This window comes from Aquimarina mycalae (genome assembly GCF_029906345.1).
Lineage (GTDB): Bacteria > Bacteroidota > Bacteroidia > Flavobacteriales > Flavobacteriaceae > Aquimarina.
Map to the genome: position 1 here is coordinate 814,535 of NZ_JARYGY010000001.1, position 12,532 is coordinate 827,066.

The 12,532-nt window shown below is 31.0% G+C and carries 10 protein-coding genes; 7 read left to right on the forward strand and 3 right to left on the reverse strand.

What is annotated here, in order from left to right:
• Positions 1–11: 11 nt before the first annotated feature.
• Both QBK95_RS03590 and QBK95_RS03595 read right to left on the reverse strand, forming a co-directional pair.
• Positions 12–365, reverse strand: a complete 354-nt coding sequence (locus tag QBK95_RS03590; RefSeq protein ID WP_280930632.1) for a Bor/Iss family lipoprotein — start codon at positions 363–365, stop codon at positions 12–14.
• A gap of 303 nt (positions 366–668) precedes the next feature.
• Positions 669–1,076 carry a lipocalin-like domain-containing protein gene (locus tag QBK95_RS03595; protein WP_280930634.1) on the reverse strand — a complete coding sequence of 136 codons (408 nt, stop codon included), beginning with the start codon at positions 1,074–1,076 and terminating at the stop codon, positions 669–671.
• Positions 1,077–1,239: 163 nt separating this feature from the next.
• Here QBK95_RS03595 and QBK95_RS03600 point away from each other — a divergent pair, with 163 nt between their 5' ends.
• The 4 genes from QBK95_RS03600 to QBK95_RS03615 all read left to right on the forward strand — a co-directional run bounded on the left by QBK95_RS03600 (position 1,240) and on the right by QBK95_RS03615 (position 4,510).
• Complete coding sequence (locus QBK95_RS03600) at positions 1,240–1,458, forward strand: helix-turn-helix domain-containing protein (protein ID WP_280930636.1); 219 nt, start codon at positions 1,240–1,242, stop codon at positions 1,456–1,458.
• 88 nt (positions 1,459–1,546) lie between these two features.
• On the forward strand, positions 1,547–3,484 hold the full coding sequence (locus QBK95_RS03605) for a COR domain-containing protein (RefSeq protein ID WP_280930638.1): 1,938 nt from the start codon (positions 1,547–1,549) through the stop codon (positions 3,482–3,484).
• A 121-nt stretch (positions 3,485–3,605) separates the two neighbouring features.
• On the forward strand, positions 3,606–4,109 hold the full coding sequence (locus QBK95_RS03610) for an SGBP N-terminal domain-containing protein (protein ID WP_280930640.1): 504 nt from the start codon (positions 3,606–3,608) through the stop codon (positions 4,107–4,109).
• Positions 4,110–4,111: 2 nt separating this feature from the next.
• Positions 4,112–4,510, forward strand: a complete 399-nt coding sequence (locus QBK95_RS03615) for a hypothetical protein (RefSeq protein WP_280930642.1) — start codon at positions 4,112–4,114, stop codon at positions 4,508–4,510.
• A 225-nt stretch (positions 4,511–4,735) separates the two neighbouring features.
• Here the strand turns inward: QBK95_RS03615 and QBK95_RS03620 are convergent, their stop codons facing one another.
• The gene (locus QBK95_RS03620) at positions 4,736–8,101 is read right to left on the reverse strand and encodes a T9SS type A sorting domain-containing protein (protein WP_280930644.1); all 3,366 of its coding nucleotides are present in this window, start codon (positions 8,099–8,101) and stop codon (positions 4,736–4,738) included.
• A gap of 329 nt (positions 8,102–8,430) precedes the next feature.
• Here QBK95_RS03620 and QBK95_RS03625 point away from each other — a divergent pair, with 329 nt between their 5' ends.
• The 3 genes from QBK95_RS03625 (at position 8,431) to QBK95_RS03635 (ending at position 12,524) form a co-directional block, all read left to right on the forward strand.
• The gene (locus QBK95_RS03625; RefSeq protein WP_280930647.1) at positions 8,431–8,940 is read left to right on the forward strand and encodes an RNA polymerase sigma factor; all 510 of its coding nucleotides are present in this window, start codon (positions 8,431–8,433) and stop codon (positions 8,938–8,940) included.
• A gap of 68 nt (positions 8,941–9,008) precedes the next feature.
• Positions 9,009–9,917, forward strand: a complete 909-nt coding sequence (locus QBK95_RS03630) for a FecR family protein (RefSeq protein WP_280930649.1) — start codon at positions 9,009–9,011, stop codon at positions 9,915–9,917.
• A complete protein-coding gene (locus QBK95_RS03635; RefSeq protein WP_280930651.1) occupies positions 9,918–12,524 on the forward strand; it encodes a TonB-dependent receptor domain-containing protein in 2,607 nt (868 codons plus the stop codon).
• Positions 12,525–12,532: the final 8 nt, after the last annotated feature.

Below are 12,532 nucleotides of genomic sequence, written 5' to 3' on the forward strand. Positions count from 1 at the left end.
GTGTTTCTTTTTTAAGATTGTTGTTCTCCTTCATCGGTTTCAGCACATTCGTATTTGATTGTTCTATGATTCACCATTCCTAGCGTTACAAGAGTAAGTAAAAAATCTCCGAAAGAGCTTCTAACTTCTACTGAAGCCAACGCATTATTCTCACAATAACATTCAGTATCTTTTGATTCTGTTTGAACAAGAATTTCGTCAGTTCCACCAATACCCCACCAATACTTCCAATGCGAGACCGTTTGACACTCTTCATTATCTAAAGTATTACTATGATAACTGCCAATAACCTTAGTTGACATACAGGATGACATACCTATCAATACAAATAGAACTAGCATATACTGTTTTAACTTTCTTTTCATAGAAATTGTTTTCATATCCAATTCGAATTAAGTAATAATAAAAAGCAACTAAATAAGTAGTATTGCAGACCAAAGAACCACTAATGTTAACTAAGTAGCATCACTGCAAAATAATATAGGAGGTAATAAAAGTACAAAACTAATTATTACATAACAAAATGCAAATCAATTGTTTGCAGATATTATAAGTGTAGAATTCTTTCTGTATAGATTAACAGTATTTTTTAATAAACATAACTTTAGGTCTTGATCCAAAAAAAACCTCTAATTTCTTAGAGGCTCTTTATTAATAGATCTTAGAGGTTATTTGGTAAATGTTTCTACTAACGTTCCTTCTCCACTTATAACTGTACTCCATTTAAGAGTAGTTTCAGTAAGTTCTGTAATTTCTAATTCATATACTTCTGATCCCGGATCAGCATCATCCCAAGTAACAGTAAGGTCATTATTGTTTTTACTCCATTTACCAGTCTCCAGAACATCTGCTCCATTAGCCCCAGAGCTTTTATAAGTAAAAATTGTTTTATTATCAGAGGTAAATTCTACTATATCCTGAGATGTGACCTGATTTCCGTTTAGCAAACTAGATTGCTTGATCCATATCCCAGTGAGCTCTACTCCTTGATTATTCTCTAAATTGTTGTCATCATCACTTGAGCAAGCAATCAAAGTCATTGATAAAATCATAAAAATTAGTCTAGGTCTCTTCATCTTTAATTTGGTTTTAATATTAGTAAAATAATTACAGAGGTTATGATATTCATAGTGGAATTCCACAAAACTCGTATTTCTGAGTTCAAATAAAAGCAATTCTTTTTAAAAAGACACATATATGTGTCCGAAAAAACAAACTAAGACTATCATTTTTACGTGAATGTTTAACAAAGAAGAAATATCAGTTATAAAAAACACAGGTGATCGTATCCGAGAACTTAGAGAAAAGAAGGGGCTATCTCAAGATAGATTAGCCATCGAAGCTGATATACCAAAAAATCAAATAGGTCGTATAGAAAGATATGAGATCAATACAACCATACTCACACTGCATAAGATCGCTAAAGCTTTGGATGTAGATATATGCAAATTGTTTTAGAAAATTGATTAGCTCATTATTAATAGAAGCTTTAAAATACTCACTAGTTTCTATGTCTTTATAATAGAACAATATCTTAAGCCTTAAAATGACTACTAGTAATATAAAAATTGCAATAGAAAGAATAAATCAAGTAAAGGAAAATAGACTACGATACTTGAATTTAAGTGGATTAAGTTTGACCGAAATACCAATAGACATTTCGGACATGTTTTATTTACTTGATATCGACTTAAGTCATAACCAACTTCTCAATTTTCCAGACTCGATAACAGAATTAGACAACCTTCAATTTTTAGATATTAGTAACAATAGTATTAAAGATGTCCATTTTAAATTAGGGAAATATTACTCTTTAAAAGAAATTAATATATCAAGTAATGATTTCAACTTTATACCCAAAGAATTATTTTTTCTTAATGATGACACTAAAATAATTTTTGATGACAACCCCTTTCTAAAAGGTCTACCTCCTGAATTAGAATCTCAAGATAATCTACTATATATAAATTATTACGTAGATGCTTTAAAAAAAACAAATAATAGAAAACGATTATTTGAAACTAAGTTATTGCTAGTAGGAAAAGGAAATGTTGGCAAAACTACATTAATGAAAACTCTTAAAAACCCATCGAATGAAATCAAAATTGGAAATGAAAAACCTACTCATGGTATTAATATAGAAACCATGAATCACCCTATGTATTTTCCTGCTAAGTTGCCTTATTATTCTCTAGAAGATTATGAAAATATTTATTTCATTGGCTATGAAGAAGATATTGATGTAGAATTTTATCAAAATGGTGAACCAATGGAAAAAACTATTATGGTTGAGACTCATACACATATTTCAGAATATCTGAAATCCGGTGATTTCGATGACCATCTAATTGAATTAAGAGTTTCAGAAGAACCCTACCATATTGATAATAGTGCTTTTTTTGAGAAAGACATTAGAATTAACTTATGGGATTTTGGGGGTCAAGAGTTATTATATGGAACTCATCAATTTTTTCTAACACAAAGGTCTGTATATCTTTTTGTATGGGATTCGCGTCCTGATAATGAAGAGGAAAGTTTTGATTACTGGTTAAATGTAATTCAACGCTTAAGTAATGATAGTCCTATTATCATAGTAATGAATAAATTAGATAACGGGATTAAAAACATTGATGAAGTAAGCTATAAAGAACGATTTAAAAATATAATAGGTTTTTATAGAGTTTCTTGTGTCAGCAAAGAAGGGATAAAAGATTTGATAGATAAGATTACCAACACAATCGTAGAGCTGCCCCATATAGCTGATGAAGTACCTAAATCATGGGATGATATTAGAAAAAAACTCAAAGAATTAAATAAGGATTTTATCACATATCAGGAGTTTGAAACAATTTGTAATTTGAACAATAAGTGGTACACTACTTTTTTAAGTTCCTACCTAAATGATTTAGGAGATATTGTTCATTTCAAAGATGATTTTGCATTGAAAGATTTAGTCATTACCAACCCTGATTGGTTGACAAAAGCTATCTATGAGTTAATCCATTCTTTAGAAATTCAAAAAAATGATGGATTATTTAATGCCGACGATTTATCAAAACTTCTTGATGAAACAAAATACCCATCAGTAAATTATCACAAAATTTTATTATTGATGGAAAAATTTGAGATATGCTTTAAAGTAATAGGCTCTAATAATCTATATATCATTCCCACATTATTGCAAGCAATGCCCCCAGATTCTATAAATAAATCTCAATTTGAGATACCTGAATCTTTAAAATACGAAATATATTATGAGTTTATGCCTTCTGGTCTTATTGAAAGACTAATTTGTCGATTGAAGGACTTTCTTAAAGGTAATCATTTTTGGAAATATGGAGCTGTTTTTAAAAATGAGCTAAGTGAAGCTTTAGTAATTTTAAATAAGCCAAAAAAAACAATAAAACTGTATGTAACAGGTAATGTAAAATCTACATTGTACTCATTAATAACACAAGAAATAAAACGAATCCATAAATTTTGAAATTTATGATGCTACTAACGACAGAATCATTACTATTGATAAAACTCAAAATTTTGAAATTGACAAACATTATGGAGATGTATTTCAAGCATATAGTATTGCTAGTCCAGCACTAAACACTATGGCAGATATCATTGATTTTGAGTTTGCAAATGTTACCACAAAAGATAAAATTTTTAATAATAATCAGATTACACTTTTGATTGATAGTAGTGAAGATATCACAACACTCAGTCCTACTTTTGAGCTTAGTTCTGGTGCAAAATTATATATCGGAACCATTGAGCAAACGTCAGTAGAGAATAGTATAGATTTTAGCAATCCAGTATTGTTTAATGTATTATCCGAAGATCAATCTATTATTGAAGAATGGACAGTTACGGTTAAGTTAAGTTCTGGCAATGTAACCTATTATAAAAAAGATGCTGTTTGTTATGAAGGTGGTGCTATAAAAATAGTCTCTACCCAAAATAACGAGGAGGTAGAACTCATTAAAGACGGTATCACTTTTTCTAAACAAACGATAGTAAATGGTGAAACTATATTTAACAATCTGGAAATTGCTACTTACGAAGTTAAAATAGGCAGTATCATCAAAGAAATCATAATTAATTTAAAAGAATAATCATGAAAATAAAATCATACATTTTCGTAATAATCATCTGTATCTTATTTAGTAATTGTTCTAATGATGAAACCGTACCTGTTACAACTATAGTTCCTAAGAGTATTGCTTTTGTAAAACAAGATGGTACCGCTATCTCATTATTTGATTGTATTAACCCTAATGAAAACTACGCTATAATGATACGTGTAGATGGAGAAGGTGAAGGTGAAGTACGAACTACAACTGTAGAATATACTATAAATGGAATAATATACAGTATGACATTTAACAAAATCGAAAGTCAATTAAACCAAATAACGCTTGCAGAAGGAGAAAATATTGCACAATTAGTGGATACAGGATTTATTGCTAAAATTACATACATTACCGCTCCAGCTGAGTTTGAGTTAGTAGAATAGATTTAACCTAATAATCAAAACATCAAAAAAATATAAATATAGACTAACAAACCCCTAACATTATGATGTTAGGGGTTTTATTATGAGTATTTCTATTTGATCATCCTCAAATAGTGTAGTGGAACATATATAAAACAAAACCCCTATACTTTATTGTATAGAGGTTCTGAAGTAAAACACACATTTATTAATAATTCTTTCTTTTTAAGAAGAAATTAAACACTATTAATTTCTAATTAGTTTCATTGTTTCTTTCACATTATCCATAGAAACTTCTAAGAAGTACATACCTCTAGAGTAATTTGATAAATCAATCTGAGCAGTAGTTTCTGAAGTATCTAATGAATTCTTAGACGCTATCATTTTACCCGCTACATCAAAAACTCTATAAGAAACCTCTGTTGCATTTCTCCATTGAATATTAAATATATCTCTTGATGGATTTGGAAATAAGCTCAAAGCAGGTTTATTCTCAAAATCTACTACACTAAGTAGGTTACCTTCTATAGATAGATTATCAATAACAACTCCTTCTTGATTAACTGCTCCATCCGTCACAAAATTAAATCTAAAAATAAAGCTTTGCTCATTTGTTAAAGCAGCAAGATCATAGCTATATTCTTTCATAGTTGAATCTGTTCCTGTCCATTGCGCACCAGGACAATTAAAACAGTTAGCATTATTAGGTAGCGTATTACTGTTATACCAATTTAAATCATTTGCAGATCCAAGGATATTCCAGCTTTCTCCTCCATTAAGAGAATATTCTACATTCATAAAATCCCAATCTAACTCTATATCAAATGCCATATTAAATTTTAAAACAGGATCTTCAATTGTCGTCAAGTCATAACAATTAGAAATCAAATGACTAACAACTCCATTTGCATAGTTCCCGTCTAAATTGGTTCCGTATACATTTTGCCCAGATTCTGCAGTATTAAGAAGTGCTCCCGAAGGTACTCCTCGCTCCCATTCTCCTCCTATCGTTAACAAATTATCATTACTACTTTCAAATTCATTTATACCTACAGTAGTACTATTATTCTTATTAAAAGATAAAGAACCCGTGTTATTTACAGAAAATGCATCGCTAAGCATAAGGACAGTAAAGTTTAATGAATGATTTCCTAACTCTGTCACATTTGTTTCAGGAAAATCTATATCTGCCGTACTTCCTGTTGTTAAATTACCAGTCCAAGATTGATTAATAGCATTACCTCCATCTACCTTATACTGAACATTGAAAGCAGTCACTGTATTGGTCCCATTATTTTTTATTGTAACTTTTGGAGAAATACTGTTACAAATAATTTGACTATTATTATCAATAGATACTGATGCTAATTGTAAATCATTAGCTACCGCGATCACTGGGATATCAGATCGCCATACTCCACGTCCATAAGTAGCTGCGGTAATATTTCCATCATTTATATTAATTTCTATGTCTCTTACCGCTACGTTAGGAAGATTATTTAAAAATGGTTCCCAAGTATTGGCTGTGTCATCCAATCGATACACCCCTAAACTAGTTCCTACAAAAATAGGGTTGTCTGTATGTAAAGATTGATGTTTCACAACTAGTTTAACATCACTTGGTAAATTAAACGATATGTTACTAAAATCAGTACCACCATTTATAGACTTGTATACAGCATTAGCTGTAGTGACATATACTATAGAATTATCGGTACTGTTAACCGCAACACTAGTAATAGTTTCTCCTGTAAATGTTTCTATATTACTAAAAGTACTTCCACGGTCTTCACTTTTATGTAATTCACTTCCAAAAAACACATAAATATAATTGGTCTCTAATGGATCGATTTCTACACCATTTAGCCTTGACGAAAATGCTTGAGAGATCTTAGTGAAGCTACCATTATCTAATCTATATAGGCTACTGTATCCTGCATATAATTCTCCTTCTTTACTCATTTTTAGTGGCGTAATCCAATTACCACCTTCGGGAGCACTAATAGATCCTGCTAATGAAGCACCCGCATCATTAGAAATATACAATCCTCCTCCATTCTGAATAAACCCATAATATTTATCTGGATTATTAGGATCGATTGCAGTGTCCATTCCATCAGCTCCATAATAATTTTTCCAATTACTATTACTATAAGCATATCCACCATTATCTTGTAATCCTCCAACCATATTTGCCGAAGTTTTTGTAGAAACTGCTATACGATAGAACTGTCCAATTGCCAAACCTTCTGTTAAATCTACAGTCGAGTTTCCATCAGCAGATCTATATAAACCTCCATCTGTTCCAAAGAAGATTGCGCCATTAATATCTCTAATCATATGGATATCTGCATGCGTATATGTAGATCCACTTGGCGCACTCCAACTATTCCATTGAACAAAAGAAGTACCCTCATTGGTAGATTTATATACATCTAAAACGCCTACATAAATGTCATTCTTGTTATTGTCCGAAACTTCGAAACCTAAATCATACCAGGCCTGACCAGATCCACCAAATAAATCTTGACTAGCATCATCCAACCTCGTAAAAGTATCTGCAGAATCCTCTGACCTATAAATTCCTTGAAACGTAAAATTATTTGCTGCACTTAATACATATACATTATTAACCGCATCTGAAGTAACAGCTAATGCTATTCTACCTCCAGCAGCTGGTAGTCCAGTAGAAGCTAAACTAAATGTATCTCCATTATCTATAGACTTAAACACTTGATTTTCAGTAGCAGCATAAATTACATTAGAATCCCCAGGTTTTAACTTTACATCATCCAAGTCTTGTGATAAGGTTCTTGTAAAAGTAGCACCGTTATCTGTTGATTTGTAGAATCCTCTATTAGAAGACACAAATATTTTATCATTATCAACTGGATCTATATACAACTCATTAATAGTAGAGCTAGTATCAGAAAAAGACAATCCTGTTGAATTCCAGGTTGTCCCTCCATTTGTTGATTTCAATACACCTAAACTATAAGAATCCCCAGCATCATCATCTCCTGTACCGATATAAATAATATCAGAATCTCTAGGATCTATGGCAATAGCAGAAACTCCTATTTGTAATAAATTATCTGATAAAGGAGTCCAAGTTGTTCCTGAATCGGTAGACTTCCATATTCCTCCTGCAGGAGCTCCTACATAATACGTATTTGGGTTGCTAGGATCCACAGCGATAACATTAACACGTCCTTGCCCTGATGACCATGATCCTGTATTGGTATGAATATAAGGCCCTAATGATTGCCAATTACTTACATCAGCCATGGCATTTTTCATTTCCTCCTTCTGGTTCCAGACTTGTAACATTTCTTTTGGAGTTGGTAATGTTCCATCTTTTTTAACGAAATGTTTCCAATAATTCTCCCATCGTTTAAAAGGTTTATATCCAGATCCTTTTTTAGTATGATCCTTATCTTTCCAGTAAGCATTAAATGCATCCACAATCTCCTGGAATTTTATAGGCTCATTAAATTCAGAAGTTTTTTTTCGATCATTAAGTTCTTTCATCCAAGGAGCATCAGCATTAAATTGTGAATATCCTGAAATAAAAAAAGCTAGTGTTAGTAATAGAGTAATAATTTTTTTCATTTGTGTAATAATAAGTTTGATTTTAATATAAACAGTTAAAAAAGTAGAAACCCTACTTTTTTTTATGTTATATTTTCCTTCTGATTTAACTTATAACATCTTTTGTTAATAGAATGGCAAAATATTAACCAATCTTAAGCTTTTTACTCTTTTTTTATCCTAAAACACCAACAAGGTATATTCGCCCAAATTTCTCGGTCCTATTTATAATAAACATACATTCCTGTTGTTTTAAAATACTATAGAATTGATCTTTACTAAAAAAAAGAAGAAAATGATTTTTAGTATTTTTTTGATATTTCCATAAAATAAATATCTTCGGAACATATATGGAGAAAAAGTCTGTTTGTGATGAGAAAAATTTTGAATCAATCTTTAATGATTATTCAGAATCGTTACGAAATATTATGTACTATAAGTGTGGTGATTCTGACCTTGCAGAAGATCTTATACAGGATGCTTTTGTTAAATTATGGAAAAATTGTGCAAAAGTAGTTTTTGTAAAGGCAAAATCATATGTATATACTGTTGCTAACAACAATCTATTAAACCATATTGCTCACAAAAAAGTAGTACTCAAATACGAGCAAAAACCTCATACAGAACTTAATAATCAAGACCCGCAATTTATTATTGAGGAAAAAGAATTTATGTCTAAGCTTAAAAAAGCCATTGATGAACTTCCTGATAAACAAAGAGAAACTTTTTTATTATCACGTATTGACAAAAAATCATATAAAGAAATTGCAGAAATTAATGATGTTTCTGTTAAAGCCATTGAAAAAAGGATTCATTATGCATTATTGAGCCTACGACAAAAATTAGGAGATATTTTATAAATCGATGTAGGGTAAAACAAAATAAGGCTGTTATTAATTAAGAAGGAATAAACTAAGAAGAAGAAAAAATGAAAAATCCATATTCAGACGATACTTTTTTAGCAAGATGGCTTAACGGTGATCTAAATGCTGAAGAGAAAATAATGTTTGAAAAATCTGAGGATTACAAAAAATATGTAACTATTATTGATAAGATAGATACACTAGGTTCTCCTTCTTACGACAAACAAAAATTATTTAATGCTATCCAGGAAGATATCCAAGAAAAAGACACAAAGATAAGGTTCATCCCTAAATGGACCTATGGTATTGCTGCTACGCTACTAGCAATAATAGGGTTATTCTTTTTTTTCAATAATACTACTGTTCATTCCACAGGTTATGGAGAACAGATTACAGTAGAGCTTCTGGATGGATCCGAAGTGATTCTCAATTCTAAATCTGAACTAAAATTTAAAAAATCGGATTGGAAAAACAATAGAACAGTTTCATTAACTGGAGAAGCTTTTTTTAGAGTTAAAAAAGGTTCGGATTTCATAGTAGTCACCGAATCAGGAAACATACAAGTACTTGGAACTGAATTTAACGTAAATACACAAAAAGACTTTTTTGAAGTCATTTGTCATGAAGGAAAAGTAAAAGCTACTGGAACCAACAATGAAGAAGCTATTCTTACTAAAGGAAAAGCATTTAGAATTGCAAATGGTGATATCGAAAATTGGGATATAGAAACTACCCAGCCTACTTGGGCTTCAGGTGAAACCACATTCTCCAACACCCCATTAAAACAAGTTATAAAATCTCTTGAAAATCAATTTGCTATTACTTTTAGTAAGGAAAATATCGATCAAAATCAACGCTTCACAGGTAGTTATAGCCATAAAGATATCCAACTGGCTTTAAAAACAATCTTTGTTCCTATGGAAATTTCATATACTTTTGAGAACGAAAAGAATATTGTTCTCGTTAAAGAATAAATGAAATTAATTTTTTTATCTTTTTTTATCCTATGTTACTGTAGTTCTTTTTCTCAGGAAACAGTACAATCAGAATATAATGCTGTGCCTTTAGATTCTATTCTAAAAGACTTAGAGAAATCGTATGAAATAAAGTTTTCTTTTAATTCTGAAATTATTAAAGATGAGAAAATAACAGTCAATGATACTGGTCTCTTAAGTGCTATTCTTCAAAAAATCCAATCACAGACTTCATTACTATTCGAAAAAGTTAATGATCGATATTATGTAATAAGAAAAAAAATCAAAAAAGGAAGAATCACAATTTGTGGATTCTTATACGACAACATTTCTAAAAGACCTTTATCAGAAGCTTTTATAAACAACATCAATAAAGCAAAGTCTGTAATCTCTGACAATAATGGATATTTCCAATTATTTTTATCAGAGCCTAATGATACCATTCAAGTTAGGTTTTTAGGATACAAAACCAAACAATTTATTGCCAAAGAATTAGAAAACGTAGATTGTAAAAAAATATTCTTATCTCCTGATGACTTTCAACTTGGAGAAGTTTTGATCACCGAATACGTGACCTCTGGGATTTCTAAAGAACAAACTACAGGTGCTATAAATATTGCTCCAGATAAACTTGGTATTCTTCCTCGATTAGTAGAGCCTGATGTATTACAAACTTTACAGTTTCTTCCAGGTATCCAGAGCCCCACAGAAACCGCTTCTGGGATTCATATTAGAGGTGGAACTCCTGATCACAATCTAATCTTATGGGATGGGATAAAAATGTATAGCACAGGGCATTTTTTTGATTTATTATCGATATTCAATCCTTATATCACCGAAAACGTAAAGCTTTTTAGAAGCAATACAGAAGCAAAATACGGAAGTAGGATCGCTGGCGTTATTGATATAAGATCAAAGGATGAAATCCCGAATGATTTTGGAGCAGGATTAGGCTTCAATATGACCAATGGAGATGTATATGTTGAAGCACCTCTATCGAAAGATTTTGGCATTCTAGTTTCTGGTAGAAGATCGTTTACAGATGTATTAGAGACTACTACTTTTAGAAGTTATTCTGATCGTGCCTTTCAGAGAATTGGATTTTCTCTGGACGATGAACAACTATCACCAGAAACAATAGAAAGTGAAAACATTTTCTACTTTATGGATTTCACCATAAAAGCAATTGCTAACCTATCTGATAAAGATAAATTTACCGCAAGTTCAATATTTACTAATAATAAACTAGATTATAAGCTTAATATCAATAACATATCTGGCGCGAGCGAGCTTTTTAATGAAAATCAAAAAGATGATTTAGAGTTTGTGAATGAAGGATTGAACTTAACTTGGGATAAAAAATATAGTGATAGTTTTTCTCACTCAGCGCAAGCATATTTTTCTAATTATGAATTTGATTATTCTGGTAGAAGGGAAACCGAAGCCAGTAGTGATGGATTCTTTTTTTTTGAAAACGATATCACTGAAGAAAACAAAATAAGGGATGTAGGAGCAGCTTTTCATACAGATTGGAAAATTAATGCTAAGCATAGTTTTTTATCTGGATATGAATTTTCTACTAATGACGTTTCATACACCGCTAATTACTCGGGAAACAATATTTCTTTTAACGAAACTAATCATAATATAACCCATGCAGTTTATGGTGAGTATCGATTTAACTATAAGAACAAGATTAATGTCAATGCTGGAATAAGAGGCAATTATTTTTCTATTTCTGATAAAGTATTTTGGGAACCTAGAATTAATCTAGAACTCAATCTGTTAAAAAACATAGATACTAAAATATCCTTTGAACGTAAAAACCAAGTTATTAGTCAAGTTTCTAACTATCTCCCTAGTGATTTTAGTATAGATAATCAGATTTGGTTATTAGCGGACTCTGAATTTGTATCTATGCTTAAAAGCGACCAGGTTTCTACAGGTATAGTTTATAACAAAAATGATTGGTATATCGATCTTGAAGGGTATTACAAAACAACCGAAGGGTTAACTTCTTTTGCCAACGGATTTAACGGTGTTCTTAGCCTTTCTGAAGGAGATACTGAAGTTTTAGGGGTTGACTTATTAATTAAAAAGAGATTTGATAACTATAGAACCTGGATTAGTTATTCTTTAACCGATCAAGAGTTTACATTTCAGGAAGTAGATAACGGCAATCCTTTTCCAGGAAATTTTGATATTACCCATTATTTATCATGGGTACACACCTATCAATGGAAGAATTTCGAATTCTCTTTAGGATGGAATATCAGAACAGGAAGACCTTTTACTCCTGCATCTGGCATTACTGAAACTGACACCGCCGTTTTCATTAATTACGAAGCTACAAATAGCAAAAGGTTAAGAGATTATCATCGACTGGATTTTTCTACTTCATACAAGTTTTCATTATCCAAGAACAATAAATGGAGGAGCAAAATAGGTTTTTCCTTATTTAACCTTTATGACAGAGAAAATATCCTGAATCGAACTTATAACATAAGAGTTAATACAGATACTAGTGGAAACAGTTTTTTGTTACAAGAGGTAAACACTTTTTCATCGGGTATTACTCCGAACATCTCATTTAGAATTGACTTCTAAAGCCTTCA